General features: G+C 68.8%; 21 protein-coding genes. 12 read left to right on the forward strand and 9 right to left on the reverse strand.

Annotation, left to right across the window (positions count from 1 at the left end):
- Nucleotides 1-9 precede the first annotated feature (9 nt).
- Genes HRJ34_RS09125 through HRJ34_RS09135 form a run of 3 tightly spaced genes read right to left on the reverse strand, consistent with a single transcriptional unit; the run spans nt 10 to nt 3,218 of the window.
- Nucleotides 10-1,335 carry an NAD(P)H-dependent oxidoreductase gene (locus HRJ34_RS09125; RefSeq protein ID WP_208633913.1) on the reverse strand — a complete coding sequence of 442 codons (1,326 nt, stop codon included), beginning with the start codon at nt 1,333-1,335 and terminating at the stop codon, nt 10-12.
- A gap of 21 nt (nt 1,336-1,356) precedes the next feature.
- Entirely contained in the window at nt 1,357-2,130 is a 774-nt protein-coding gene (rfbF, locus tag HRJ34_RS09130) for a glucose-1-phosphate cytidylyltransferase (protein ID WP_012050714.1), read from the reverse strand.
- Nucleotides 2,131-2,147: 17 nt separating this feature from the next.
- A complete protein-coding gene (locus tag HRJ34_RS09135; protein ID WP_208633914.1) occupies nt 2,148-3,218 on the reverse strand; it encodes an NAD-dependent epimerase/dehydratase family protein in 1,071 nt (356 codons plus the stop codon).
- A 307-nt stretch (nt 3,219-3,525) separates the two neighbouring features.
- Between HRJ34_RS09135 and HRJ34_RS09140 the strand changes: the two genes are divergently transcribed.
- Genes HRJ34_RS09140 through HRJ34_RS09150 form a run of 3 tightly spaced genes read left to right on the forward strand, consistent with a single transcriptional unit; the run spans nt 3,526 to nt 5,791 of the window.
- Nucleotides 3,526-4,236, forward strand: coding sequence for a hypothetical protein (locus tag HRJ34_RS09140; protein ID WP_208633915.1), 711 nt, complete (start codon nt 3,526-3,528; stop codon nt 4,234-4,236).
- Nucleotides 4,233-5,000, forward strand: a complete 768-nt coding sequence (locus tag HRJ34_RS09145) for a lysozyme inhibitor LprI family protein (RefSeq protein WP_208633916.1) — start codon at nt 4,233-4,235, stop codon at nt 4,998-5,000. Before HRJ34_RS09140 ends, HRJ34_RS09145 begins: the two co-directional genes overlap by 4 nt.
- Entirely contained in the window at nt 4,997-5,791 is a 795-nt protein-coding gene (locus HRJ34_RS09150) for a metallophosphoesterase (RefSeq protein ID WP_208633917.1), read from the forward strand. The genes HRJ34_RS09145 and HRJ34_RS09150 overlap by 4 nt, the downstream gene beginning before the upstream one ends.
- A gap of 1 nt (nt 5,792) precedes the next feature.
- Here the strand turns inward: HRJ34_RS09150 and HRJ34_RS09155 are convergent, their stop codons facing one another.
- Nucleotides 5,793-5,936 (reverse strand): hypothetical protein, encoded by a 144-nt coding sequence (locus HRJ34_RS09155; RefSeq protein ID WP_016746534.1) that lies wholly within the window; start codon nt 5,934-5,936, stop codon nt 5,793-5,795.
- A gap of 374 nt (nt 5,937-6,310) precedes the next feature.
- Here HRJ34_RS09155 and HRJ34_RS09160 point away from each other — a divergent pair, with 374 nt between their 5' ends.
- Together HRJ34_RS09160 and HRJ34_RS09165 are read left to right on the forward strand one after the other, a co-directional pair.
- Nucleotides 6,311-8,590, forward strand: coding sequence for a glycosyltransferase (locus HRJ34_RS09160; RefSeq protein WP_208633918.1), 2,280 nt, complete (start codon nt 6,311-6,313; stop codon nt 8,588-8,590).
- Nucleotides 8,581-9,936 (forward strand): UDP-glucose dehydrogenase family protein, encoded by a 1,356-nt coding sequence (locus tag HRJ34_RS09165; RefSeq protein WP_012050708.1) that lies wholly within the window; start codon nt 8,581-8,583, stop codon nt 9,934-9,936. The genes HRJ34_RS09160 and HRJ34_RS09165 overlap by 10 nt, the downstream gene beginning before the upstream one ends.
- Here the strand turns inward: HRJ34_RS09165 and HRJ34_RS09170 are convergent.
- On the reverse strand, nt 9,923-10,843 hold the full coding sequence (locus HRJ34_RS09170) for a glycoside hydrolase family 16 protein (RefSeq protein ID WP_226949116.1): 921 nt from the start codon (nt 10,841-10,843) through the stop codon (nt 9,923-9,925). The genes HRJ34_RS09165 and HRJ34_RS09170 overlap by 14 nt on opposite strands.
- A 350-nt stretch (nt 10,844-11,193) precedes the next feature.
- Here HRJ34_RS09170 and HRJ34_RS09175 point away from each other — a divergent pair, with 350 nt between their 5' ends.
- The 3 genes from HRJ34_RS09175 to HRJ34_RS09185 are packed head-to-tail and all read left to right on the forward strand — an operon-like array spanning nt 11,194 to nt 14,720.
- The gene (locus HRJ34_RS09175) at nt 11,194-12,711 is read left to right on the forward strand and encodes an exopolysaccharide biosynthesis polyprenyl glycosylphosphotransferase (RefSeq protein WP_029993437.1); all 1,518 of its coding nucleotides are present in this window, start codon (nt 11,194-11,196) and stop codon (nt 12,709-12,711) included.
- A 40-nt stretch (nt 12,712-12,751) separates the two neighbouring features.
- A complete protein-coding gene (locus HRJ34_RS09180; RefSeq protein ID WP_208633919.1) occupies nt 12,752-13,378 on the forward strand; it encodes a polysaccharide biosynthesis/export family protein in 627 nt (208 codons plus the stop codon).
- A 7-nt stretch (nt 13,379-13,385) separates the two neighbouring features.
- Entirely contained in the window at nt 13,386-14,720 is a 1,335-nt protein-coding gene (locus HRJ34_RS09185) for an O-antigen ligase family protein (RefSeq protein WP_208633920.1), read from the forward strand.
- On the opposite strand, the gene HRJ34_RS09190 is transcribed toward HRJ34_RS09185, so the two are convergent.
- The 3 genes from HRJ34_RS09190 to HRJ34_RS09200 are packed head-to-tail and all read right to left on the reverse strand — an operon-like array spanning nt 14,710 to nt 19,734.
- On the reverse strand, nt 14,710-15,972 hold the full coding sequence (locus HRJ34_RS09190; protein WP_012050703.1) for an outer membrane beta-barrel protein: 1,263 nt from the start codon (nt 15,970-15,972) through the stop codon (nt 14,710-14,712). The genes HRJ34_RS09185 and HRJ34_RS09190 overlap by 11 nt on opposite strands.
- Before the next feature lie 35 nt (nt 15,973-16,007).
- On the reverse strand, nt 16,008-18,140 hold the full coding sequence (locus tag HRJ34_RS09195; protein WP_016745170.1) for a GumC family protein: 2,133 nt from the start codon (nt 18,138-18,140) through the stop codon (nt 16,008-16,010).
- A 49-nt stretch (nt 18,141-18,189) separates the two neighbouring features.
- Complete coding sequence (locus tag HRJ34_RS09200) at nt 18,190-19,734, reverse strand: lipopolysaccharide biosynthesis protein (RefSeq protein WP_226949117.1); 1,545 nt, start codon at nt 19,732-19,734, stop codon at nt 18,190-18,192.
- Nucleotides 19,735-19,981: 247 nt separating this feature from the next.
- Here HRJ34_RS09200 and HRJ34_RS09205 point away from each other — a divergent pair, with 247 nt between their 5' ends.
- Complete coding sequence (locus HRJ34_RS09205; RefSeq protein ID WP_208633922.1) at nt 19,982-21,241, forward strand: glycosyltransferase family 2 protein; 1,260 nt, start codon at nt 19,982-19,984, stop codon at nt 21,239-21,241.
- A gap of 156 nt (nt 21,242-21,397) precedes the next feature.
- Here the strand turns inward: HRJ34_RS09205 and HRJ34_RS09210 are convergent, their stop codons facing one another.
- Nucleotides 21,398-22,393: a glycosyltransferase gene (locus tag HRJ34_RS09210; RefSeq protein ID WP_226949118.1), complete on the reverse strand. Its 996-nt coding sequence runs from the start codon at nt 22,391-22,393 to the stop codon at nt 21,398-21,400.
- 176 nt (nt 22,394-22,569) lie between these two features.
- Between HRJ34_RS09210 and HRJ34_RS09215 the strand changes: the two genes are divergently transcribed.
- Genes HRJ34_RS09215 through HRJ34_RS09225 form a run of 3 tightly spaced genes read left to right on the forward strand, consistent with a single transcriptional unit; the run spans nt 22,570 to nt 25,729 of the window.
- Nucleotides 22,570-23,691: a glycosyltransferase gene (locus HRJ34_RS09215; RefSeq protein WP_208633924.1), complete on the forward strand. Its 1,122-nt coding sequence runs from the start codon at nt 22,570-22,572 to the stop codon at nt 23,689-23,691.
- Nucleotides 23,688-24,698: a glycosyltransferase family 2 protein gene (locus tag HRJ34_RS09220; RefSeq protein ID WP_208633925.1), complete on the forward strand. Its 1,011-nt coding sequence runs from the start codon at nt 23,688-23,690 to the stop codon at nt 24,696-24,698. Before HRJ34_RS09215 ends, HRJ34_RS09220 begins: the two co-directional genes overlap by 4 nt.
- A complete protein-coding gene (locus HRJ34_RS09225) occupies nt 24,695-25,729 on the forward strand; it encodes an acyltransferase family protein (protein ID WP_208633926.1) in 1,035 nt (344 codons plus the stop codon). The genes HRJ34_RS09220 and HRJ34_RS09225 overlap by 4 nt, the downstream gene beginning before the upstream one ends.
- Nucleotides 25,730-25,756: the final 27 nt, after the last annotated feature.

Here is a 25,756-nt window from a genome sequence, read left to right on the forward strand (position 1 = left end):
GAAGCTCCTTCAGGCCGCCTGCCGCTTGCCGGCGAAATGCTCCTGCTGCTCGGCATATAGCCGGTCGATCAGCCGCCCGGCCGGCACGAAGACGTCGTCGCGGCCGATCGGCTGGTCCTCGGCCACCGGCCGCACCAGCGTGCAACCGAGCGCGAGGCCGAGCGGCAGCAGTCGCTCACGGTCGATGACGTCGGCATTCTCGGCGACGCCATAGGCCTCGTAGCCGCCGAACTCCCCGATCACGTCACCCGGCCGGAGCGCCTTCTTGGCGACCGCGATCACGCCGACGCGCGGCGCGCCCAGCGGCGCGAGCACCGCGTCGCCGAACAGCGCCGCCCGCGCGATCGAGGTCGGCACCTCGAAATGGCAGAGATGATAGGGCGTGGAGAAGCAATAATAGGGGCCCGTCCCCAGCTTGTAGAGGTTCAGGAAATGCCGCTGCCGGGGATCGTCCTGCGTTCCCAGCACGAACACGCCGGGCCCCGGCCGGGCGCCGACCACATAATCGACCAGGCCCGCGGACGCGCCGTCGAGCGCGTCCGCGAAGGCCGAAACGGTCTCCTCCAGCGGGACCAGGGGGGCTGTAGGATCCCCGCCGGAGAAGTCTGGCCCGATCATCCCCCGACGGGCGACGGAGAAACCCGTGCCGTTGGCGACGATCGCTTGTTCGTAGGAAATCTTGGTGCCGTCCGCGAAGGACGCGACCATCGCCGGTTTCTGCCCCCATTTCTCGGCAAAGGCCTGCTGTGTGGTCGGGTTGCGCTTCGGGTCGTGCAGCCCCTTGATGTTGCCGCACAGCACCGGCTTCACCCCGAGCCCGGCGACGAAGCGGAACAGGTTCATCTGCACGCCCGGCTGGTCGCCGTCGGAGAAGCTGTAGACCAGCCCCGCCGCGTCGGCCTTGCGCTTCAGGATCGGGCCGACCGTGCCGTCGACCTCGGCGTTCATCTGGACGACGTGCTTGCCCGCGCGGATCGCGGCGACGATCACCGCGGCGGCATGCTCGATCGATCCGGTCACCTCGACGACGACGTCGATGCCGTCGGCCTCGGCCAGGCCGATCGCATCCTCGGTGACGGCCGGTTCGCCGGCGGCGATCGCGGCCTCGACGGCGCGGCGGGAGTCGCAGCGGCGCGGCGCGATCCCGAGCGCCTCGAACGCCGCGACGGCCGGCGCGATGTTCCGGTTGGCGAGCGCCGCCACCGTCATGCCCGGCGTCACCGTCATGATCTGCCGCACGATCGCGGCGCCCTGGAAACCGGCGCCGACGATGCCGACGCGGATCGGCCGCCCTTCCTCCTCGCGGCGGCGCAGCGCCGTGTCGACCAGGATCATCGATAGTCTCCCATAGCCGGCCTACCAGACCTTCCAGGGGGCGCCGTTGGCCCACAATTCCTCGAGCAGATGCTTGTCGCGCAGTGAATCCATGCTCTGCCAGAAGCCGTCATGATGGTAGCTGGCGAGCTTGCCGCGCTCGATCAGCCGGTCCATCGGCTCGGCCTCGAAGGTGGTCTGGTCGCCGTCGATCAGGTCGAGCAGTTCGGGCTCGCAGACGAAGAAGCCGCCATTGATCAGGCCGCCGTCGGCCGCCCCCTTCTCGCGGAAGCCCTGGACCCGGTGGCCGTCCTCGTCGATCCGGAGCGAGCCATAGCGGCCGGGCTGCGTCACCGCGGTCAGGGTGCACCAGGCGCCCGCCGCCTCGTGCGCCGCGATCACCGCCGGGATGTCGACGTCGCTGACGCCGTCGCCATAGGTCAGGCCGAAGCGCCCGCCGTCGAGCAGGTGCCGCGCCCGCAGCAGCCGCCCGCCGGTCAGCGTGTCGTGGCCGGTGTCGACGATGGTGACGCGCCAGTCCTCCCCGATCGCCTCCAGCCAGTCGACGTCGCCCGATTTCAGGTCGATCGTGAAGTCGCTCGCCCGGCTGCGATAGTTGAGGAAATAATCTCGGATATATTCGACCTTGTAGCCGCCGATCACGACGAAGTCCTTATAGCCGTAATGGGCGTAGATCTTCATGATGTGCCACATGATCGGGCGACCGCCGATCTCGACCATCGGCTTCGGCCGGATCGCCGTCTCCTCGCTCAGGCGCGTGCCGAAGCCACCCGCCAGCAGGGCGATCTTCCTCATTCCGCCATCCTCCCCGGTCAGGCCGCGATGGCGGCGGAAGCGGACGGCGACAGCCAGCTCAACCCCTCGGACAGGCGGCCGCTCGCGATATGGTCCTGCAGCACCCGCAGCCGGATCAGCGGCGAGGCGCGGAAATCGGGATCGGCGAAGCCCATGCGGCGCAGGCCGTCGATCAGCTGCTCGATCGACCGGGACAGCGTGACCTGCGGCAGGTGCTGCGGCGCGAGCGCGGCGAAGGCGCCGAAATCGACCTGGTAGGAGCGGCTGTCGGCCGGCGCATCGGTGTTGATGCTGACGCTCGTCCCCGGCAGCGCGGCGGCGACCGCGCCGGCCAGGTCGCGCACCTGGTAATTGGCGCTGTCGATGCCGGCATTGACCACCAGGAAGCGGCCGCCATTGTCGGCGGGGCGGGTCGCCGCCCATTCGATCGCGCGCGCCATGTCGGCGGTGTCGATCAGCGGACGCCACGGCGTGCCGTCGCTCAGCACCGTGATCTGCCCGCTGGTCAGCGCACCGGCGACGAAATCGTTGAGGACCAGGTCGAGCCGCAGCCGGTCGGACATGCCGCAGGCGGTGGCGAAGCGCAGGCAGGTGACGACCATGTCGCCGCCGATCGCCTCCAGCTCGCGCTCGGTGCCGATCTTCGACGCCGCATAGTCGGTGACGGGATTGAGCGGATCGCCCTCGCGGCGCGGACCGCCCTCGGCCACGCCATAGACGCTGCAACTCGACGCGAAGACGAAGGCGCGGACGCCCGCCGCAGCGGCGAGCCGGCCGATCCGCGCCGACGCGTCCTGGTTGATCGCGCGGGTGACCGCCGCGAAGCGGCTGCCCATCGGGTCGTTCGAGACGGCGGCGAGGTGGACGACCGCGTCATAGCCCGCGAGCGCGCCTTCATCGAGGTCGCGCGCGTCGCCGAAATATTGATGGTCGAGCCTGCGCTCGGGCAGCTCGGTCGCGCCGGTCAGGCAATGGGCGAAATAGCCGTTGTCGAAGCCATCGATCGTCGCGGCGGGAAAGACCTCCCGGAAATGCCGGACGACGACCGGACCGACATAGCCCATATTGCCGGTGACGAGGATACGCATGGACACTTCCCTTTCCAGATAAGCCACTGCCAGAGGCGCGAGCCTCCGGTGCCCCCCGGCACAGTCGATCGACCGGCGCCTTTTCGAACCCCATCCGAAAAGGGCGCCGGAACGTCCCCGAGTAACTTCAGGTCAGGACAAACCTTGGATCGGTCTGATAACGTCCAAATAGGATCATGAACCGACCAACCCGTCAACTGGAATTTGTGCAGTGCAACCAGTTGACATCCCCACGATCTTATAACATCCTCCACTATCGAACCGTTTCGTGACACGATCGAAACGGATTCGCCCTTAACATTTCATCATGATCAGGGGTGGCACCGGATTTACCGGAGTATCGCCTTATGTTCTTTATTATATCAGCACTTCCCAGCGATTTTCCGGTCTATCATCCACACGCCATAAATCGAATTTCCTCGTGGCGATGACACGGGCCGTTCGATCGACATCGGAGAATGGAGCCAGGACCGACCCTATCGACATCGCCGCATCGGACGATGGAATGTTGCTGCGCAGCAGAATCCCTCATCATCATGAGCGCGCGAGCCCGATTCGACCCTGCGATCATTCCGCCACCCTGATGCCAGTTACAGCAAATAACTTCTCACATTTCCATTTCAAATTTGTAGATTTCGTTGTCGAAATCATCAGTTCAGCGATCGAATCCATCATCTTATCGTTTCGGATCATATTCGGTCCTATAAGCATGATCTTCACCCTCCATCCAACGGATCGAGATAATGACGACCATCATCGTGGATTCGGGAGACATAAGCTTGTCGACTACTTTCGACTCGACACGCATTTCGACCATTTCATCGCCCCGATGGCTCGGCCAGTCGCGAAGCAGGCGGATGGGGTTCGTCCGCCTGCCATGACGGCGGGGCCACTGGTCGCATCCCGTCTCGCTTTTCCGGTCGGACGCGACCAGCTTCGCCGGCCTTGCGATCCACCGCGCGAGGAAAGGCGTCGCCGCGCCATTCGGCGCGCGTGCCAAGGAGGTTGCGTCCCATGATCGTCGACAGCGCCCCACCGCCCGATCCGGTGCGCCAGCCGCCGTCCCGCCTGCTGCTGGCCGATGTCCGCAACGACATGGCCGCGATCTTCGGCACGGCCGAGGCTGCCGACGCCATGCTCCCGCGCACGATCGAAATAGCGGTCAAGGGGTCGGCCACGCCGCTCCCCGCCACCGGGCGACGACGGGTAACCGCGGGACCGCTGCTCGCCGCCGCGACCGCCGGCCTGCTGATCGGCGTCGCGGGGGTGGGTGGCCTCCGCTTCGCCGACCTTCGCGATCGCGCGCCGCTCGCGCCGGCCACGGGCGTCGCCGCAAACCCCTTCGAACGGCCGATCCCGGCAACTCCGGCGCCGCAGCTGGTCAAGCCGACCGTGGCGACGACGCCCTCCCCTTCTTCCAGCGACGATCGCAAGGTGGCGCGCGAGGAACGATCGACGGACGCCGCGCCCCGCCCCGCCGCCGAAAAAAAGGACGGGAAGGCCGCCAGCGCGCCCGGCGGCTGCGAAGGCGACCGGCTCGAACGGGCCTGGTGCATGCGCCCCGACATATTGGCGGCCGACCGCCGGCTGCGCCGCGCCTATGCCGAAGCGATCCACCAGGGGGTCGAACGCCGCTTCCTCGTCGAGCATCAACGCCACTGGACCCGGCTGCGCAACCGCGCCGCGCGCGATCCGCAGGGCGTCCTCGAAGGCTATGCCGAGCTGGCCGGCGACCTCGAACGCCTGTCGATCCACGGCCGCGCCGCGAACCGCATCCGATGACGGGGGCATCCTACCGCCCGCCCGCGCTGCGCAACGCCGCCACGGCGAAGATCGACGGGCAACTCGTCTATGCGATCGGCGACATCCATGGCAGCTACCTGTTGCTGCGCGACCTGCTCGCCCGGATCGCCGCCGACGCCGCGGCGACCGCGCGCGGCCGCCGGCCGATCATCATCCTGCTCGGCGACCTGATCGATCGCGGCCCGCATTCCGCCCAGGTGGTCGAGGCGGCGACCTGGCTGCAACGCCACCACGGCTTCGAGACGCGGCTGCTGATGGGCAATCACGAACGGGCGATGATCGCGTTCATCGATCATCCGGCGGAGGCCGGCGAATGGCTGTTGTTCGGCGGGGACGCGACACTGCGCTGCTACGGCGTCGAACCGCCGGCGCTGGGCGCGCCGGTCCGCGCCCTGATCGCCGCGCGCGACGCGCTGCTCCAGCGGATGCCCGCCGCGCACCTGCTCTGCCTCCAGCAGGCGCTGCCGATGCTGACGCTGGGCGACTATGCCTTCGTCCATGCCGGCATCCGGCCCGGCCGGCCGATCACCGAGCAGGAGGAGGAGGACGTGCTGTGGATCGGCGCCAAATTCACCGCGTCGACCGAGCGGTTCGAGAAGATCGTCGTCCATGGCCACAGCATCACCGAGGAGGTGCAATGGCCCGGCAACCGGATCGGGATCGACACCGGCGCCTATCGCAGCGGGATATTGACCGCGCTCAGGATCGAGGACGACTGGCTGCGGCTGATCCAGACGGGAAAGGAGGAGGCGCTGCGTGCCGCCGCGTAGCTCAGCCGCGCAGGGCGCGGATCGCGAGCCAGGCGCCGCCGAGCACCACCGCCCAGCTTCCCACCGCGAGCACGATGCCGAGCAGCACGCGGACCGCGCCGGAAAAGCGCGGTTCCGTTTCGCTGGCTGTGACTGGCTGTTCCATCCGCCGACGCAGATAGGCGCGCAAGCTGCGGGCTGGGGAGTTGGACGAACCGACCGAAAGGAACGTGGCGCCGAGAGCCCGGTCCCGGTCACCCTCTCCGCCACCCGTTCCGATCTTATCCGGCGCGCGTTTCACAGCATTTGGTGTAAATGCATCTCCAGCCGCGGGCAAGCCGCCTTTACCCTTGGATTATTACTTAGGAGACGGGCGGATCGACTCCATCGCGATGCCCGGACATTGAGACGATTGCTTCCTTGTTCGCGACGGACCGAGCCGGAAAGTCTTGGAAAAGCGTCATTTTGCACTGCATCATTTCCGCCGGGGGACGATAGCCGGCCGCATCGTGCGGCCGGGACTGGATCACCGGGTGCCCGATGACGAACCGTCTCGCCGAACCGCCGCCGACCGTCAGCATCATCATGGCCTGCTTCAACGCGGCGCCCTGGCTGCGCGCTTCGGTGCGCTCGGCGCTCGACCAGTCGCTGCGCGACATCGAGCTGATCGTCGTCGACGACGGATCGCAGGACGGATCGGTCGCGATCGGCCGCGAGCTCGCGGCGGGCGACCGGCGGGTCCAGTTCCACCGCATGGCGCGCAACGGCGGCCCGGCGGCGGCGCGCAACCACGCGCTCGACATGGCGTCCGGCCGCTTCGTCGCGATCCTCGACAGCGACGACCTGATGCACCCCGACCGGCTGAAGCGCCTCGTCGCGGTCGCCGACGCGATCGAGGCCGACATCGTCGCCGACGACCTGGTCGTCTTCGACGACGCCGACCGGTCGCCGCCGGAGGGGTTCTTTCGGGGCGCCAGGGCGCAGCGCGGCGAATGGATCACCCTGGCCGACTATTTCCGCGAGACGCTGCTCTACGGCCGGATGCCCAATCTCGGCTTCCTCAAGCCGCTGATCCGCCGCGAGCTGATCGAAGGCAGCGGCATCCGCTATGACGAAGGGCTGCGCATCGCCGAGGACGACGCGCTGATCGTCCAGTTGCTGCGCGCCGGCGCCCGCTACCGGACGATCCCCGACGCGGGCTATTTCTACCGCAAGCATGGCAGCTCGATCTCGCACCGGCTGTCGCGCGCCGATGTCGAGGCGATGGTGATGGCCGGCGATCGGCTGGCGGCCGACCTGCGCGACGCCCCCGCCGACGTCCGGCGCGCGCTCGCCCGGCGCAACCGCTCGATCCGCGCCGCCCGCGACTTCACCCTGGCGATCGAGGCGATCCAGGCGCGCCGGCCTGTGCGGCGGCCGGGCGCTGATGCTCGGCCGCCCCAGTCCATCCCGCTTGTTCCGCATGCCGATCGCGGCCAGATCGGCCGTCTGGCAAGACACCGGCCGCAGCAAGCCCCGCCCCGCCCGCCCCCGCCGCAGCCGCGCCGAGGGTGCTTCCATCGGCAACCAGCGGCTGATCGGCGCCACCAGCGGCAGCTCGGCCTATCGATCGACCTCGCCCGTGCGACGCGCGCGGCGGGCCGCGAGCCGCACCTCGTCCAGCCCTCCCCCGCGATCTTCGGCCGCCTGCCCTTCTTCCGGCTGCGGCCGGAAATGGCGGTGTTCGCCAGCCACCATGTCCGCGGCGCCTGGCGGATCGGCGGCTGGCTCGTCGCCCGCGATCCGTACGTCCACCTGGGCGCCGCGATCGGGATCGCGCGCCGGGTCGCCCGGCGGGTGGGAATCGCGGCGCGCTGGACGCTCGACCGGCCCGCCCCCTATGCGGTGGCCGCGCCCTGGACCAAGGCCGACCAGCTCTTCGTCACCGGCCACGCCCGGCCCCGCGCCGACATCGTCGTCGCCGACTATATGTTCCAGTCGCGCGCCTTCCCCTTCGTCGCCCGGCCCGGCACGCCGACCGCGATCGTGATGCACGACCTGTTCCACGCCCGCTCGGAGGGCTTCGCCGCGACCGGCGGCGGCGACAGCGTCGCCGCGATCGGCCGCGATGCCGAACTGGCGCTGCTCGGCCGGGGCGACGCGGTGATCGCGATCCAGCAGGCGGAGGCCGCCTTCGTGCGGCGGGAACTGCCCGACAGCGAGGTGATCCTGGCGCCGATGGCGGCCGAGCCGGTCGCCGCGCCCCAGCCCGGCGAGACCGACCGGCTGCTGTTCGTCGGCAGCAACACCGCGCCCAACGTCCACGGCCTGCGCTGGTTCTTCGAGCGGGTATGGCCCGCGATCCGCGCGGCGCGGCCGGCGGCGGTGCTCGACGTCGCGGGCTCGGTCGCTTCGTCCTTCCCACAGGGCGGTCCCGCCGGAGTCCGCTTTCTCGGCCTTGTCGACGACCTCGCGCCCCTTTATGCGGGCGCCGGTGTCGTGATCTCGCCCCTGATCCAGGGGTCGGGCCTCAAGATCAAGCTGATCGAGGCGCTGGCCCAGGGCAAGGCGACGGTCGCGACCGGTGTCACGCTGCAAGGCGTCGAGGAGATTGCCAGCCAAGCCGTCGCGAAGGCCGACGACCCGATCCCGTTCGCCGATGCCGTCATCGGCCTGATGCAGGCCGAAGCCGAGCGCGCGACGCTCGCGGCCAAGGCCCTGGACACCGCGCGAGTCCATTTTTCCGGCGACGCATGCTATCGCGCCTACCGGAACTGGCTTGCGAAAATCACCACCGGACTCTCCCAAGTCAGCAACGAGGAGGCAAGAATATGCGCCTGACGATCATTGGTACGGGCTATGTTGGAATCGTCTCGGCAGCGTGCTTCTCCGAATTCGGCCATGTCGTGACCTGCGTCGACATCGATGCCAACCGGATCGCCGAATATAATGCCGGCCACGTCCCGATCTTCGAGCCGGGGCTGGGCGACCTGATCAACCGCAACGTGAAGGGCGACCGCCTGTCCTTCACCACCGACCTGGCCGAAGGCGTCAAGGATGCGGAAGCGGTGTTCATCGCGGTCGGCACCCCGTCGCGGCGCGGCGACGGCCATGCCGACCTCAGCTATGTCTTCGCCGCCGTCCGCGACCTCGCCAAGCTGGTCCCCGAAGGCTGCGTCATCGTCAACAAGTCGACCGTGCCGGTCGGCACCGCGAGCGAGGTGGAGGCGATCCTCGCCGAGGTCGTGCCGGGCAAGACGGTGCATGTCGTCTCCAACCCCGAATTCCTGCGCGAGGGATCGGCGATCGAGGATTTCCTGCGCCCCGACCGCGTCGTCGTCGGCGTGTCGAGCGAGGCCGCGCGCAAGCTGATGGCCGAGATCTACCGCCCGCTGTTCCTGCGCGAGACGCCGATCCTGTTCACCGACTGCCGCACCGCGGAGGTGATCAAATATGCCGCCAACGCCTTCCTGTCGGTGAAGATCGCCTTCATCAACGAGATCGCCGACCTGTGCGAGACGGTCGGCGCCGACGTGAAGGGCGTCGCCAAGGGGATCGGCATGGATCGCCGCATCGGCAACAAATTCCTGAACCCCGGCCCCGGCTATGGCGGCTCCTGCTTCCCGAAGGACACGCTGGCGCTGCTGCGCACCGCCGAGCAGGCCAACGCCACGCTGCGCATCGTCCAGGCGACCGTCGACGCCAATGACGAGCGCAAGAAGGAGATGGCCCGCCGCGTCATCGCCGCCTGCGGCGGCAGCGTCGAGGGCAAGACGATCGGCATCCTCGGCCTGACCTTCAAGCCGAACACCGACGACATGCGCGACGCGCCCAGCCTGGTCGTCATCCCCGAGTTGCAGAAGGCGGGCGCCAAGGTCCGCGCCTATGATCCGGAAGGCCGCCCCTCCGCCGAGAAGATGCTGCCGGGGGTCGAGTTCGTCAGCAACGCCTATCAGGCGGTCGAGGACGCCGCCGCGGTGGTGTTGCTGACCGAGTGGAACGAGTTCCGCGCGCTCAACCTCGATCGGGTGCGCGGCCTGCTCCGCAACCCGCTCTTCATCGACCTGCGCAACGTCTACGAGCCCGAGGACATGGCGCGCGCCGGCTTCCACTATATCTCGATCGGCCGCAGCCCGACCGGGCCGGCCGAGGCCGCGACGCGGCCCGCCGCCGTCACCGCCGCCTGACCGCCCCGCCGGGGCGGTCGGCGAACCGCCAGACGCGGATATGGTCGATCTCCATGCGCGCGGGCATCACCGTCCGCGCGTCGGGATCGCCCGGCCAGCTTCCGCCGATCGCGAGGTTGGCGATCAGGTACATGGGCTGGCTCGCGTCGGCGGTGGTCGGGATCGACGCGGTGCGGACGCCGTCGACATAATAATCGAGCGTCTCGGGCGTCCACAGCACCGCGTACAGATGGAAGGCGTCCGCCCTCCCCGGCACCGTCGCCTTGCGGGTGATCGATTTCTGCCGCTTCGAATGCAGGCTCTGGAAGACGGTGCCCGGCTTGTCGCCATGCGCCTCGAGGATATCGATCTCGGGCGGCCAGCCGCCCTTGGCCGGCAACAGCCAGAAGGCGGGCCAGATCCCCTTGCCCCCGGTCCAGCGGGCGCGGATCTCGAAATAGCCATAGGCCTGCTCGAAACTGCACTTGGTGGTGATCAGTCCCGAGCTGTAGCGCGCCTGGGCCAGCGCGCTGCCGCGGATGTTCGCGGGCTGCTTCCCCAGTGCGCCGTCGAGCTTCGCCTTCACCGCCGGCGGCAGCGGCCGCGCGGTGATCGTCAGCTTGCCGTCGCGCACCTCGAAGGGCTGGACGCCGGCGCCCAGGAAGTCGCGGTCGAAATAGATCTGCCGCTCGCGATTGCCGTAGAGGCTGCGATTGGCGATCGTGCCGGCCTTGCCGCATGTCTTGTAGGCGGTGCGCCAGACGTCGTCGCGCAGGGCGCGGCCGTCGAAATTCTCCTCGAAGCTCATCCGCATGGCGAGGCCGGGCGGCGGCCCGGAGCGCGGCGACGAGTCGGGCGCGGCACCGATTGCAAAAGCCGCAACCGAACCGGCGAATAGCGCAATACCGCCTATGATATGGATTCGCATCGCCATCTCCTTTTTCGCATCGCAACACAAATGGGATGATATATTTCGGCCTACCGCGTCGATTACGCCAAGCTGAACGAATCCCGCTACTTGAGCGCTGATTTCGAAGCAATCGACAGACGGAGCCATTTCAGCGACAAAATGACTATGGTTGCTGAAGTTATCCCAAAAAAACTTCACGATTCCGGGAACAAATTCCCACTGCGGTGAAATGTGCCTAATGCGGGGCGAATATTTGGGAAATTGTTCTTCTGTCGCGTTCCGACGTTGACCCATCTCATGGTGCATTGCAAAGTAATCTTATTGGGGGGCTCATCGAAACTCGCACTTGTGGGTTTAGGGAGCTACATATGCTTCGTTCAACGATGCACCTCAGGCTCAAGCCTGGGAATGACGTGGACAGCGCGCCGCTTCGTCCGGACGAGATCATCGACGATCCCAGCAAGGCCTCGGTCAGCGTGCCGCCCGTCCGGCGGAAGGGATTGTCGTTCCATATCGCCCGCGACACGCGACGTGCCTGCGAATTCGTGGCGCTCGCCGCCGCCCTGATGCTCAGCGCATCGCTGTTTCCCAAATGGATCATCAACGAACCCGTCAGCGTGTTCTGGGGCACGCTGATCTGGCTGACCACCTATGCCGGCCTGTGCGCCATCGGCCCGGATTCGGCCTTCGACTGCCGCACCGACCGGCTCGCGCAGAAGATCGGCTATTGGCTGAAGGCGACCGGCGCGATCATCGTGCTCGCCTTCCTGTCGAAGGATCATCTCGAACTGTCGCGGCTGTGGATCGCGACCGGCGTGATGCTCGGCGGCGTGGTGATCTACGGGGTGATGGTGGTGTCCGACCAGCTCTCGGAATCGCTCCACCGCAGCGGGACGCTGGGCGACCGGCTCGCCATCTACGGCACCGACGGCCGGGTCGAGCATCTGCTCAACATCCTCCAGAACAACGACCGCCGCTTCCAGATCGACAGCATCTATGGGGAGACGCGCGACGTCGCCGTCGCCGCGCCCGACCGGATCAAGCTGCGCTGGGGCCTCGACGACCTGATCGCGCGGGCCCGCGCCGGCCATATCGACGCGATCCTGCTCAACCTGCCCTGGCACGAGCAGGGCGTGGTCGAGCATGTCATGCGCCGGCTGGAGGAGGTCAATGTCGACGTCATGATCGTGCCGTCGGAGCTGCAGCTCGCGCGCCGGACGATGAGCATCCAGCGCTGCGGCCCGTTCGCGACGATCGCGCTCTACCAGCGCCCGATGCAGGGCATCGGCGCGCTGATGAAGATCGCGCTCGACCGCAGCGTCGCCGCGCTGGCGCTGCTCTTCTTCGGCCCGCTGATGCTGTTCGTCGCGGCGGCGATCTGGATCGAATCGCCCGGCCCCGTGCTGTTCCGGCAGAAGCGCCGGGGCATGAACAACGAGCCGTTCACGATGCTCAAATTCCGCAGCATGCACATCGCGGCGACCGACCAGAACGCCGACAAGCTCGTCACCCGCGGGGATGCGCGGGTCACCAGGGTCGGCGCCTTCATCCGCAAGACCAGCCTCGACGAGCTGCCGCAGCTCATCAACATCCTGCGCGGCGACATGTCGCTGGTCGGCCCCCGCCCCCACGCCTATGGCGCCAAGGCGGCGGACCGGCTCTACGAGGAGGTGGTGGCGCGCTATCCGGCCCGTCACCGCGTCCTTCCCGGCCTGACCGGCCTCGCGCAGGTGCGCGGCTTCCGCGGCAACACGCTGCGCGAGGAGGACATCATCCGGCGCTTCGACAGCGACCTCGAATATATCGAGCGCTGGTCGATCTCGCTCGACCTGGTGATCATCGTCCGCACCGCGATCACCCTGTTCTTCCACCGGGAGGCCTATTGACCCGGCCAGGCTTCGATCCGGCGGGGAAGAGGATTTCGACATGACGGCTTTCGTGACATTTTCCTTCCGCCGCGCCGCGTCCCTGGCGCTCGCGCTGCTCCTCGTCCTTGGGCTCGGACTGGCGCATCCCGCCATCGCGCAGGAGGCCCAGGCGCCCACGCCGCAGGGCTCGGCGGCATCGGTGCCGCTGGGAACCACCCTCGCGCCCGGCTATGTGCTGGGCACCGGCGACAAGCTGCGGATCAGCGTGTTCGGCGAGCCCAAGCTCGACGGCGAATATGTCGTCAGCAGCACGGGCATCGTCTCCTTCCCGCTGATCGGCAACGTCCCCGCCAGCGGCCAGACGGTCGAGGCATTGCAGGAAAGCATCCGCTCGAAGCTCGCCGCCGGCTATCTGAAGGACCCGCGGGTGAGCGCCGAGGTGCTCAACTATCGCCCCTTCTACATCCTCGGCGAGATCAACAAGCCGGGTGAATATCCCTTCGTCAACGGCATCACCGTGCAGCAGGCGGTGGCGATGGCGGGCGGCTTCAGCTACCGCGCGAACACGAAGCGCGTGTTCATCAAGCGCGCGCTCGAAACCGCCGAGCGGCCGGTCCAGATCAAGGGCAAGGCGGTGCTGCTGATGCCCGGCGACACGATCCGGGTCGGCGAACGCTTCTTCTAGGGTCCGCGTGAACGGCGCCCCCGCCCATCTGGTGATCGCCCGGCTCGCGGCGGTCGAACGGCCGCGCGACCTGCGCGCCGCCAGGGGCTACGACCTGTTCTTCGGCTTCGCGTCGGTCAGCCTGATGCTGTTCGTGCCGCAGCTCAAGTCGCTGACCCCGCTGCTGCTGCTCGTCCTGCTCGCCGTCCACTGCGTCTGGCGGCGCGAGGACCTTCCCCGCCTGCTGCGCGCATCGAGCCTCTATCTGCTGCTGCCGCTGTTCGCGGCGGCCTCCTGGCTCTGGTCGGTCGATCCGTACGCCAGCCGCTATTACGGCATCCAGTTCCTGATCACCGCGCTGATCGGCTGCATCGTCGGCGCCGGGCTCGACCGCAAGGCGGCGATGCGCGGCGTGTTCCTCGCCTTCGCCGTCTACGGCTTCTCCTCGCTGATCTTCGGCCGCAGCGTCGCCTGGGGCGGCGGCGCGATCGGCAGCTCGGCCTTTGCGGGGCTCGCCCAGGCCAAGAACACCGCAGGCGATTGCGGCGCCGTCGGCATCATCCTCTCACTCGCCGTGCTGTTCGATGCGATCGAGGAGCGGAAACCCTGGCTGGCGCTGCTCGCGCTGGTCGCGATGGCGGTGCAGGCCGACATGCTGATCGCCTCGCGCTCGTCGGGCGCGGTCCTCGCGGTCGGCATCGCGGTGCCGCTGTTCCTGTTGTGGAACCTATCGCGGCTCTTCTCCAGGCCCGCCCGGGTGGTCACCGGCGTCACCGCGATCCTCGGCATCGCGACCGCCGTTCTGACCCAGCATATCTGGCTGCCGCCGCTGGTGGCGCAGATGTCGCGCGCGCTGGGCAAGGACAGCACCCTGACCGGGCGAACCTATCTCTGGGGCCGGGCGGCCGCGCTGATCGAGGAGAAGCCGCTGCTCGGGGTCGGCTACAACGCCTTCTGGCGCAAGGGCAATCTCGATGCCGAGGGGCTGTGGCGCTATGCGGGCATCACCTCGCGCTCGGGCTTCAACTTCCACAGCACGCCGACCGAGCTGCTCGTCCATCTCGGCTATGCCGGGCTGGCGCTGTTCGTCCTGGTGTTCGTCGCGCTGTCGATCCTGCTGCTGGTCCGGACGATGATCCGCCCCGACGCGATCATGATCGGCTGGTGCACGCTGCTGACCTATGAGGTGGTGCGCATGCCGTTCGAATCGATCGGCACCGGCCCATTCCACTATACGACCGCGCTGCTCGCCGCCGGGCTGGTCGTCAGCGCCGGCTGGCTGGCGCGCGGCCATCGCCCCGATCGCCTCCCCGACCGGCCCCGCCGCTTCCGCGGCGAGCGCGAGGTGCCGGTCAGCGCTTGATCGTCAGCGTGACGAAGATGTTGTTCGAGTTGAAGCGGATGCTCGGGTTCGCCGAGCTGCGCTTCTCGAACGCATAGCCGGCGCGCAGCTCCATGAAGCGGTTCGGCAACAGGTAGCGAGCGCCGAGCCGCGCCTCATATTCGCGGCTCTTGGGCGACAGCCCAGCCGGGTTGATCCGGGCGTAGCGCACCCCGGCCGACAGGATCAGGTTGCGCAGCAGTTCATGGTCGACATCGGCCGTGAACTCGCTGCGCAGGTTGCCCGCCGTGGTCTGCGAGCTGGTCTCGTCGACCGCGCGCTCGGCGGTGAATTTGAGGCTGGTCAGCGGCGTGACGTTCCATAGGATGTCGGCGCCGTAGGACAGGCCGCTGACGTCGCGCAGCTTCGGATCGGCATAATTCTGCTTCATGTAGCCGAGCCGGATATTGCCGTAGATCAGGCTGGTCAGCTCGAGCCCGAGGCCGGCTTCGGCCTTCAGCCCCTTCGAACTGCGGTCGGTCTGGGTGATCGGATCGAATCCCGGATCGCCGGGCCGCAGGTCATAGGTGCGCTTCTCGCTCTGGACCCGGATGAAGGCGCTGGTGCCCGATCGCAGCCGATAGGCGATCTGGCCGGTGCCGGTGCGGACCTTGAGGTTGCGGAAGCTCAGGTCAATCGGGTTCCCGAGCGGATCGGTCGTGTCCATGTAGCGGATCCGGCGATATTCGCCCTTGCCGAGCAGGACGAAGTCGCCGACCTCCTGCTCCAGCCCGGCCGATCCCGAAAAGCGATCATATTTCACGCGGGTGCGCGATCCCGAGAAGCTGGCGAGGCTCGACCGGTTCTCCGCGTTGCGCTCGGCGCTGCCGGTCAGGCGAATCCGCGTGCGCCGGGTGACGTCGACGACGCCGCGGCCGTTGACGCCATATTCGCTCGCATCCTCGGTATCGAGCTTGGCGTGGAAGCTGCGGTGGTAATAGGCCTTCACGTCGAAGGCGTGGCGGGCGAGATCGCTGCGTACGCGGACCTCGGGCTCGATCGTGAAGATCGTGTCGCCGCGCTTGCCGGCGCCGGTGGCGAGGACATTGTCGTCATATTCGGTCCGCCCGGCGACACTCGGATAGATCAGCAGCGATCCGGCGCGCAGGCCCAGCGCATCGAAGGCGGGCCGCTCGCGGTCGGCCACGCCGACATTGGGCGGTATCTCCTGCGCCTGCACGGCCGAACACAGCGCCGTGCCCGAAAGCACGGTGAGCAATTGGGGGATTCGCATGTTTCCTCCTCTGGTTGCCAGCCCCCAAGAGCCCGTCAGTTCTGGTAATATCCCTTGAATTTCTTGTGGTAGCCGTAGACGTCGCTCTCCCCGGTGCTGGCGTAGCGGCGGATGTCGACCTGGGTCAGCGCCAGTCCGGCGATATTGGCGTTGGCGTCGACGAGCAGCTCGATCGCCGTCTCCGCCGCGTTGATCGACGTCTTGCGCCAGCGGGTGATGACGAGGACGCTGTCGACCGACGACGCTACCGCGCGGGCGTCGGCGACGCCCAGGATCGGGGCGGTGTCGACGACGACGAACTCGAACCGCTCGCGGAGCTGGCGGAGCAGCTTGTCGAGATTGGCCGGGGTCAGCGGGTCATAGGCGCTCGGCTGGGCCTCTGGCGTGCCGAGGACATGCAGCCCGGTCGCCTCGTCGACCACCAGCGCGTCGTCGAGCCGCGCCGTGCCCGACAGCACCTCGATCAGGCCGACCCGGGGGCGGATGCCCAGCATCTCGCTCGACCCGCGCCGGCGGAGGTCGCAATCGACCAGAACGGTGCTGGTCCCGGCCAGCGCGGCGGTGCGGGCAAGGCAGACCGAGGTCGTGGTCTTGCCCTCCTGCGGCAGCGGCGAGGTGATCGCCAGCGTCCGCGCCCGGCTGCGCAGCGCCACGAAGGCACGCAGGCCGCGCAGCGATTCCGCGAAGGAGGAGAAGGGGTGCGAGATGATATAGTCCTGCGGCGTCTCGGTCTCGCGCAGGCCTCCGAGCGTCGATCCCAGGCTCGGCACCGCGCCGGCATAGCGGACGCGCAGCCGCCGCTCGACGTCGGCCTTGGTGCGGACGCCGCGCTGGAGATATTCGGCGAGCGCGACCGCGACCAGCCCGCCGAGCAGCGAACCGACGATGCCGAACAGCGCCGCGAGCTTGATGTTCGGAGAATCCGGAAGCAGCGGCACCGCGCCCAGCGCCGAGATGCGCGCGTCGGGCTGCTGCAGCCCCTCCTGCGCGGCGGTCTCCTTCGACCGGTTGAGGAACGCCTCGTAGATCTGCTTGCTCGCGTCGGCGCGGCGTTCGAGCTCGAGATAGCCGACCTGCGCGGAGCTGTTCGAGGCGAGCGCGCCCTTGGCCTGCGACTGGCTGCCCTGGAGCGAACTGAGCCGCGACGAGGCGACGCGGACATCGGCCTCCAGGCTGGAGAGGATGCGGTCGATCTCCTGCTGGATCTGGGCGCGGATGTCGGCGAGCTGGCTCCTGGCGGTCTTCACCTCGGGATAGAGATCGCCATAGCGGGTCTCGAGCTGGGCGAGCTGCTGGCTCGCCTCCGCCTCGCGGGCGCGCAGGCTGGCGACGGTGCCCGATCCGAGCGCCGCGCCGACGTCGGCGCCCTTGCCGCCGCGCTGGAGCTGGGCGCGGGCGGCGTTGAGGCGGCCCTGCTTCTCGGCGAGGTCGGCGCGGGCGAGCGAGATCTGCTGGTTGAGCGAGGAGACCTCCTGCTCGGCCATGGTCGCGCCCTGCGCGCTCATCAGCCCGTTGCGGATCTTGTAGTCCTGGAGCGCGGCGTCGGCCGAACCGGCGGCGGCGCGCAGCTCGGTCATGCGGCGGTTGAGCCAGACGTTTGCCGAGCGGGTGGCGCCGACCTTGGCGTCGGTCTGCGCGGCGACATATTGGCGCGCGAAGGTGTTGGCGATCGCGGCGGCCATGTCGGAGCGGTCCGAGCTGGCGGTGATGTCGATGACGTAGGTCAGGCCCGACCGGGCCACCGCCACCTTGCGGAGCAGCAGCGTCGCCGCATGCTCCAGTTCGGCCTGGGTACGGATCGGGCCGACGTCATAGCCCTGCCGGCGGAGATCGGTGACGACCCGCATCGCCAGGGTCGGCGAGGTGATCATCCGCACCTCGGTGTCGACGACGTCGCTGTCCTTGGGCAGGTTCGGCACCACCGACTGCATCTCGATGACGTCGTTGGCGCGCGGCTCGATCACGACGCTGGCGGTGCTGGTGTAGATCGGCACCATCAGCACGGTCCGCAGCACCACCGCCGCGAGGATCAGGAAGGCGACGCCCAGGAACAGCCAGAGATGGCGCCTGAAGATCATCCAGAGATAGCCGGGATCCGGCAGCAGCCCCTTCAGGCGCCCGCCGTCGGACCGGGCGTCCGCGGTGGGGAATTCCTGCACATGGTCCATGATCGATTATCAACCTCCGATTTGACCTGCCAAAAGCCCCCTTTCAGCCTCAACGTGATTCGATTGCCGGTCGCCCGCTTCCCCTGTCCCGCTGCCCCGGCGATCCGAACCGGCCCAGCCGGCTCCCGACCAGCGCCGCCGCCTCGGCCAGCGTTTCCCGGCCGGGCGCGGTGAAGGCGAGCAGGACGGCGAAGCTTCCGAAGGCGAAGCCGGCGGCGAGGACCAGCCCGGCCAGCCCGGTCGCGCCACCCCACAGGCGCAGCCCGGCCAGCCCCGCCAGCGTTCCGGCCAGCGCGATCGCGAACGGCCAGACGATCGACAGCAGGTCGCGATGGCGGACCGGGCCCGACCGGCCGACCCACCACCACAGCACCGGCATGCGGATCAGCACGTCGCTGAGCGCATAGGCGGCGGCGACGCCGATCGCGCCCCAGGGCAGGCCGATCGCGAAGGCCAGAACGCTGGTGACCATGTTGAACAGGCCCCAGCGCCCGAACTCGCCGCCGCGCCGCTGGCTGATGAACAGCCAGCCGAAGGTGGCGCTCATCGGCTGGTGCAGCGCAGCGACCGCGAGCCAGGTGAAGATCGCCGCCGCCGGCCGCCAGCGCGGCCCCATCAGCGCGTCGATCAGCGGCGCGGCGAAGACCAGCATGAACGCGACGCCCGGCAGCGTGACCATCAGCATCAGCCGGATCGTCCGCCGATAGGCGTGGCGGTAGCGGTGCGGCTCGTCGACGAGCCGCGACAGCACCGGCACCATCACCCGGCCGATCGGGTTGTTGATCTGTTGCAGAGGGAACAGCAGCAGCTTGTAGGCGCGGTCGTAGAAGCCGAGCTGCACCGCCCCCGCCCAGCGCCCGATCATCACATTGTCGAGATTGCGGGCGAAGAAATTGGACAGGGTGAAGGTCGACAGGCCCGCGCCGAGGCGCAGCAGTTCGCGCACCTCGGCGAACCGCGCCGGCCGCCCCGGCAGCCAGCAGGCGGTGGCCCACGCGCCGACCAGCCCGACGCCCATGCCGACCAGCACCGAGGCGACGAGCGCCCAGATGCCGGGCGCGAACCAGGCGATCGCGACCGCCGCGGCGAAGCCGAGCAGGGTCGAGGCGATGTCGATGACGGCGATCGTCCCGAATCGCAGCGTCTTGGTGAGATGGGCGAAATGCTGGGTGGCGAGCCCCGACACCAGCACCGATCCGGCCAGCGCGAGCGCGGGCGCCACCAGCCGCGGCTCGCCGAAGAAGGCGGCGATCAGTGGCGCCGCTATCGCGAACAGCAGCGCCAGCGACAGCGACAGCGCCGCGTTGATCCAGAACATCGCGCTGGTCTGCGCCGGGGTGAGATGCGGCGAGGCGACGACCGCCTGCGACAGGCCGATGTCCTGCACCATCATGACGAAAGCGGCCAACGGCATGACCATCGCGAACAAACCAAAGTCCGTAGGTGCGAGGAGCCGTGCCAAAATCACGACGGACAGTAATTGTGTTGCAAATTTTACAACTTGCGCGAGCCCTATCGCAACCGTTCCATGAACAGCCCGGCGCTTGAGATCTTCATTATCTGCGGAAGACACCGCTTCCGACGCGGCTTTCATGGCAGTTCACCACCCTGCGGTTAGTGTTTACTGCCCCCCAACGCGATCGTTATATTCGCACCGCAGCATAAAACCATCTTTTTTTCATCGACGCTTCGGAATAGGTTTCGTCACGGACTCACAAGGCTTTGCGCGCCGGGAGGGCCCCGTCGGGGCGGGCAAGGCGGGTCGCGGCGAAGGCTGCCGACCAGTGATTCCAGCCGAATCGCCTTCGGGGGGAGGCGCGATCAATGGAGATACGGCCCTTATGACCGCCCCCACGACCGTTGCCGCCCGGGCGCCCCTGCCCGTCACGGTGCTGATGCCCACCTTCAACCGCGCCCATTACCTGGCCGAGGCGCTGGACAGCGTGCTGGGGCAGGAACCGCCGCCGGCCGAGGTGATCATCATCGACGACGGCTCGGACGACGCGACCGGCGAGGTCGCCGCCGCCTATGCCGCGCGCGGGGTCGCCTATGTCCGGCAGGACAATGCGGGCAAGGCCGCCGCGCTCAACAACGGCCTCGGCCGCGTCGCCCAGCCCTTCGTCTGGATCTTCGACGACGACGACATCGCCGCGCCGGGAACGCTCGCCGCTCTCCACCAGGCGCTGGTCGACCATCCCGACGCCGGCTACGCCTATGGGCTGTGCGACAAATTCTTCGGCGAATGGCCCAACGACGCGCGCGAGCGGAACACCGCCTACGCCTCGGACGAGCCCGCCGCGCTCTATGTCCGGCTGATGGAGGACTTCTTCATCTGGCAGGGGGCGATGCTGGCGCGGCGCAGCTGCTATGACGCGGTCGGCCCGTTCGACACCCGCCTCGCCCGCTCGCAGGACTATGAGATGGCGCTGCGGCTCGGCCGGCGGTTCAAGGGGGTCGGCCTGCCGATCGTCGCCTTCCACCAGCGCCACCATGCCGGCCTGCGCGGCCCCAAGGGCGCGAGCGTCAAGGCGCATGAGGTCGAGCAGGCCTGGCGCAAATACAACCACCTGATCTTCCGCGAGCTGCACGGCAGCCATGCCCTGCCCGAATTCTTCATCGGCTCGCCCGAGGAGCGGGCGGCGCCGTCGCCGCGCCAGACGCTGACTGCGCGCATCCAGCGGGGCAGCATCATGGCGCGCAAGGGACTGTGGGACCTCGCCGCCGCCGATTTCGGGACCGCCGCGCGCGAGGCATCGGCGCAGGGCGTCACCGAACTGTGCGAGCAGGAGAAGGCCGCGCTGCGCCGCATCTTCCAGCGCGGCGCGCGATCGATCTTCCAGGACGGCGCCGAGGCAGAACGCTTCTTCGGCGCGATCGCCGGCTTCCCCCGGGCGCTGCGCGGTCGGATCGAGGGCAATCTGCTGCTGCCCGTCACCTATCGGCTGCGCCGGCTGTCGGGCGTCACCGACCGCCGGTTCGAGATCGGCCAGCTCCGCATCATGGCCCGCCACCTGCTGAAGGGTTCGTCGATCCGCTCCTATTTCGACGCGCGCCGCACCGATCGCGGCATGTATGGGGTGGAACCCCTGCTCGCGGCTTGATCACTGAAATCCTCCCCGAGCTTGCTCGGGGAGGGGGACCGCCGAAGGCGGTGGAGGGGTGCGCCGTGCAACGGCGCTGATCGCGCCGCCCCCTCCACCACCCTGCGGGTGGTCCCCCTCCCCGCGCTTCGCGCAGGGAGGATTTGGAAAAGGCCATCACCCGAACAGATAGCGCAAGGCCGGCTCCGGCTCCCGGACCGCATCGCCGGCCCGGCGGCCCAGCTTGTCGCGCGCCACGTCCTGGGCGATCCGCCACAGCGTCGCCGGCCGCGCAGCATAGCCGCCGACCGCGCGGAGCAGTCCGTCGCTGTGCTTGCGATCGAGGAAATCGCGGTGATGGAGCTTGCGGCGGACATGATCGAGATGCCGTTCGACCAGCGCCCGATCGGCGGCCGGAAGCCCCGACAGGCCGAGCAGATGCTCATGCGCCTGCGCCAGCGCGGCGAGATCGGCGGTGCGGTGCCGGCCGCTCAGCGAATGGGCGCGCTCGACCGCGACATAGCCGCACTGGTCGGTCAGCCGGAACCGCGCCCCCGCCGCCAGCGCCCGGCAGTAGAGGATGAAATCCTCGCCCAGCCGCAGCCCTTCGTCATAGGCGAGCCGGTTCCGTTCGAGGAAGTCGCGCCGCATCACCGGCTTGAGGAAGCCCAATTCGCCGCGCCGGACGCCGGGCTGGGGGATATTGCCGGCGACGAAGGCGTCGAGCGCCATCAGCCGGGCGTCGGCGGGAAAGTCGCGCAGTTCGGCGAAGGCGAACTCCACCGCGCGGCGTTCGGGCAGGAAGGCGATGTTGTCGGCGATCATGTCCCAGTCGGGCATGGCCAGCAGCCGGGCGAAGCGGCCGGGCACGATGAAGTCGTCGGCGTCGAGCACGGCGACCAGCTCGGCCGAACTGGAACGCAGCGCATGGTTGCGCGCCGCCGAGGGCCCGCGGTTGCGATCGTGCCGCAGGATGGCGAGGCGGCCGCTGCCGTCGTCGGCCTGCGCCGCGCGGGCGGCGGTCGCGTCGGTCGAGGCGTCGTCGACCACGACGACCTCGCGCACCTCGGCCTCGCGCAGCGCCGAGGCGACGGCGCGGGCGACCGTCCGCTCGCCATCATAGGCGGCGATGACGACGCAGACGCCGGGCTGCGGGGAGCGGAAATCAGCCATTCGCCAAAGAATATACATCTCCCGGTCGCTGACAGGGGCCGGGGCGTTCGCCCGGCCCGCGAAACTGCACGGGCCATCGAAGAAAAGCCGATCGATAGCGAAATCCGCTGGGTGCAGCGCAATAAGGAGAGCGTTCGACACGGGGATTCGCGGCGGGGGCCACGAAAGGTACCAGGTTGAAAGTTGCGTATTTCGTCCATGATCTGAACGACGCCGCCGTCGCGCGGCGGATAGCGATGATGCGGGCCGGCGGGCTCGATCCCGTCGTCCTCGGCTTCCGCCGATCCCCCCTTCCCCCGGCCGACATCGGCGGCGCTCCGGTGGTCGACCTCGGCCGCACCGCCGATGCGCGGCTCGGGCAGCGCGCGGCGGCGGTGCTGCGCAACTGGCTGTTCGCCGACCGCATCGCCCGCGCCGTCGAAGGCTGCGCGATCTACATGGCGCGCAACCTGGAATCGCTGATTCTGGCGGCGCGCGTCGCCGGCCGGCAGCGCGGCGTCCGCCTCGTCTACGAATGCCTCGACATCCACCGCACCCTGCTCGGCAACGGGACGGTCGACCGGCTGATCCAGCGGATCGAGCGCTCGCATCTCGACCGGATCGACCTGCTCGTCACCAGCTCGCCGGCCTTCCTCTCCAACTATTTCACGCCGCGCCTCGCGCCCGACGAGCCCGCACTGCTGGTCGAGAACAAGGTGCTGGGGATCGCCGGCCCGGCGGCGCGGCCGGCGCTGCGCCGCGACCCCGGCCCGCCCTGGACGATCGGCTGGTTCGGCATGCTGCGGTGCCGAAGATCGCTCGCGATGCTGACCGAACTGGCGCGGCGCGGCGAGGGCCGGATCAGGGTGCTGATCGCGGGCAGGCCGGCGCTGTCGGAGATGCCCGATTTCGACCGGGCGGTGCGCGAGGCCGACCATCTCGACTATGCCGGGCCCTATCGTCCCGAGGAGTTGCCCGCCCTCTACCGCCGCACCCATTTCACCTGGGCGATCGACTATTTCGAGGAGGGGCTGAACTCGTCCTGGCTGCTGCCCAACCGGCTCTATGAGGGCAGCTTCCACGGATCGGTGCCGATCGCGCTCGGCCATGTCGAGACCGGCGCCTGGCTGCGGCGGCGCGACGCCGGCATCCTCGTCCGCGATCCGGTGCCCGAGCTGGCGGCGCTGCTCGCCGGGTTCGACGAAGCCCGCTACGCGGCCGAGCGGGCACGGGTCGACGCCATTCCCCTCCCCGACCTGGTGACGGGGCAGGAGGATTGCGCCACGCTCGCCGCGGCGCTGGCGGGAGGCGCGGCATGACCGGACCGGGCTTGCTCGCCGGCGACGTGCTGGTCGTCATCCCCTGCCTCAACGAGAGGGCCAATCTGCCGCGCCTGCTCGACCGGCTGATCGCCGACACCGGCGGCGCCGACATCGTCGTCGCCGATGGCGGCAGCACCGACGGCAGCCAGGAGATCGTCGCCGACTATCGCCGCCGCTTCCGCAACATCCACCTGCTCGCCAATCTGCGCCGCGTCCAGAGCGCCGGGATCAACCTGGCGGTGACGGCGATGGGGCGGGACAAGCGCTGGCTGCTGCGGATCGACGCGCATTGCGACTATCCGCCGGGCTATATGGCCGGGCTGCTCGACAGCGCCGTGCGCCACGGCGCGGCGTCGGTGGTGGTGCCGATGATCACGCGCGGGCACGGCTGTTTCCAGCGCGCCTGCGCCGAGGCGCAGAACTCATTGATCGGCACCGGCGGGTCGCCGCACCGCCATGTCGGCGCGGGCCGCTATGTCGACCATGGCCATCATGCGCTGATGCGGATCGACCTGTTCCTGCGGGTCGGCGGCTATCGCGAGACGCAGAGCCATAATGAGGACGCCGAGCTCGACATCCGCCTGCGCGCGGCGGGCGGGCGCATCTGGCTCGAACCGCGCCAGGCGATCGTCTATCACCCGCGCAAGACGGCGGGCGCGCTGCTGCGCCAATATTTCAAATATGGCGAGGGCCGCGCGCGGACGATGCGGCTGCACGGCAGCCGGCTGAAGCCGCGCCAGGCCGCGCCGCTGCTGGTCCCCTTCGCGGTCGCGCTGCTGCCGTTCGCACTGCTGCACCCGATCTTCGCGCTGCCCGCCGCCGCCTGGGCCGCGATCTGCCTGCTCTACGGCCTGCTGCTGGGGGTGCGGGCGCGATCGGCCTGCATAGCGGCGAGCGGGGTCGCGGCGATGATCATGCATCTCGGCTGGGGCAGCGGCTATCTGCGCCAGTTCCTCCAGCCGCGCCCGCGCGACCGATACCTGCCGGCGCTGACCTTGCGATGAGCAGCCAGGCCCCCGCTCCCGGCGTCCCCCTGCCCGCCGCCGCGCGGATGCCGAAGGCGGTCGACCGGGTCCAGGTGACGCGCGGGCTCGCCTGCCTGCTGCTGGTTCTGTTCCACGTCGTCGGCGGCAAGGCCGACGACGGGCTGCGCATCGCCGACGCCAGCATCGGGCGCCAGATCCTCGACGTGCTGCTCTACGTCCGGATGCCGCTGTTCGCCTTCATCTCCGGTTATGTCTATACATTGAAGCAGCTCGATCCGGCGCGGCCCGGCCCCTTCCTGCAGGGCAAGCTGCGGCGGCTGGCGCTGCCGCTGCTGACCGCGACGACGATCTTCTACCTGGCCGCGCTGGCCCGCGCGCCGCAGCCCCCGGCCGAGGCGGCGCTGGGGCTGCTCCACGCCTATGTCTTCTCCTACGGGATATACTGGTTCCTGCAGGCGATGCTGCTGATCTTCCTGCTGCTGCCGCTGCTCGAACGCTTCCTGCTCCATTCCCCGGTCGGCTGCGCGGCGGCGGTGCTGGCGGGGTTCCTGCTGACCGTGCCCGCCGAGCCCATCGACCTGCTGTCGATCAACGGCGCGGCCTTCCTCGCGCCCTTCTTCTTCATCGGCATCGCCGCGCGCCGCTTCATCGGGCCGCTGAGCTCCGGCTGGACGCTGGCGCTGCTGGCGATCCTGGTCGTCGCCTTCGCACTGCACATCCACAATGTAGCGACGCTGCCGCCGCACATGGGCGCGCGGCGGGGCACCTGGCTGTCGCTGCTGATCGGCGGGATCACGCCGCTGCTGCTGGTCGCGCATGTGCCCCGCATCGCGCTGCTGGCGCGGATCGGCCATGCGTCCTTCGCGATCTTCCTGTTCCACATCTTCTTCATCGTCGCGATGCGGATGCTGCTGCGGGCGATCGGGATCGAGGATTTCGCGATCCACCTGCTCGCCGGCCTCGCCGCGGCGATCGCCGGGCCGATGCTGCTGGAGAAGCTGCTGGCGAAGGGGAAGACGACGCGCCGCCTGTTCCTCGGCCTGCGCTGATTAGAGCGGTTCACGATCTAATTGCAT

Origin of the sequence: Rhizorhabdus wittichii, assembly GCF_017607425.1 — a bacterium.
GTDB lineage: Bacteria > Pseudomonadota > Alphaproteobacteria > Sphingomonadales > Sphingomonadaceae > Rhizorhabdus > Rhizorhabdus wittichii.

Bases quoted from the DNA above. Each gene is read 5' to 3' on its own strand.
- HRJ34_RS09125 (WP_208633913.1), bottom strand. From the start codon at position 1,335: ATGATCCTGGTCGACACGGCGCTGCGCCGCCGCGAGGAGGAAGGGCGG.
- HRJ34_RS09140 (WP_208633915.1), top strand. From the start codon at position 3,526: ATGATCAGGGGTGGCACCGGATTTACCGGAGTATCGCCTTATGTTCTT.
- HRJ34_RS09190 (WP_012050703.1), bottom strand. From the start codon at position 15,972: ATGCGAATCCCCCAATTGCTCACCGTGCTTTCGGGCACGGCGCTGTGT.
- HRJ34_RS09220 (WP_208633925.1), top strand. From the start codon at position 23,688: ATGACCGGACCGGGCTTGCTCGCCGGCGACGTGCTGGTCGTCATCCCC.
- HRJ34_RS09210 (WP_226949118.1), bottom strand. From the start codon at position 22,393: ATGGCTGATTTCCGCTCCCCGCAGCCCGGCGTCTGCGTCGTCATCGCC.
- HRJ34_RS09180 (WP_208633919.1), top strand. From the start codon at position 12,752: ATGACGGCTTTCGTGACATTTTCCTTCCGCCGCGCCGCGTCCCTGGCG.
- HRJ34_RS09175 (WP_029993437.1), top strand. From the start codon at position 11,194: ATGCTTCGTTCAACGATGCACCTCAGGCTCAAGCCTGGGAATGACGTG.
- HRJ34_RS09205 (WP_208633922.1), top strand. From the start codon at position 19,982: ATGACCGCCCCCACGACCGTTGCCGCCCGGGCGCCCCTGCCCGTCACG.
- HRJ34_RS09195 (WP_016745170.1), bottom strand. From the start codon at position 18,140: ATGGACCATGTGCAGGAATTCCCCACCGCGGACGCCCGGTCCGACGGC.
- HRJ34_RS09145 (WP_208633916.1), top strand. From the start codon at position 4,233: ATGATCGTCGACAGCGCCCCACCGCCCGATCCGGTGCGCCAGCCGCCG.
- HRJ34_RS09155 (WP_016746534.1), bottom strand. From the start codon at position 5,936: ATGGAACAGCCAGTCACAGCCAGCGAAACGGAACCGCGCTTTTCCGGC.
- HRJ34_RS09135 (WP_208633914.1), bottom strand. From the start codon at position 3,218: ATGCGTATCCTCGTCACCGGCAATATGGGCTATGTCGGTCCGGTCGTC.
- HRJ34_RS09225 (WP_208633926.1), top strand. From the start codon at position 24,695: ATGAGCAGCCAGGCCCCCGCTCCCGGCGTCCCCCTGCCCGCCGCCGCG.
- HRJ34_RS09150 (WP_208633917.1), top strand. From the start codon at position 4,997: ATGACGGGGGCATCCTACCGCCCGCCCGCGCTGCGCAACGCCGCCACG.
- HRJ34_RS09160 (WP_208633918.1), top strand. From the start codon at position 6,311: ATGACGAACCGTCTCGCCGAACCGCCGCCGACCGTCAGCATCATCATG.
- HRJ34_RS09200 (WP_226949117.1), bottom strand. From the start codon at position 19,734: ATGAAAGCCGCGTCGGAAGCGGTGTCTTCCGCAGATAATGAAGATCTC.
- HRJ34_RS09170 (WP_226949116.1), bottom strand. From the start codon at position 10,843: ATGCGAATCCATATCATAGGCGGTATTGCGCTATTCGCCGGTTCGGTT.
- HRJ34_RS09165 (WP_012050708.1), top strand. From the start codon at position 8,581: ATGCGCCTGACGATCATTGGTACGGGCTATGTTGGAATCGTCTCGGCA.
- rfbF (WP_012050714.1), bottom strand. From the start codon at position 2,130: ATGAGGAAGATCGCCCTGCTGGCGGGTGGCTTCGGCACGCGCCTGAGC.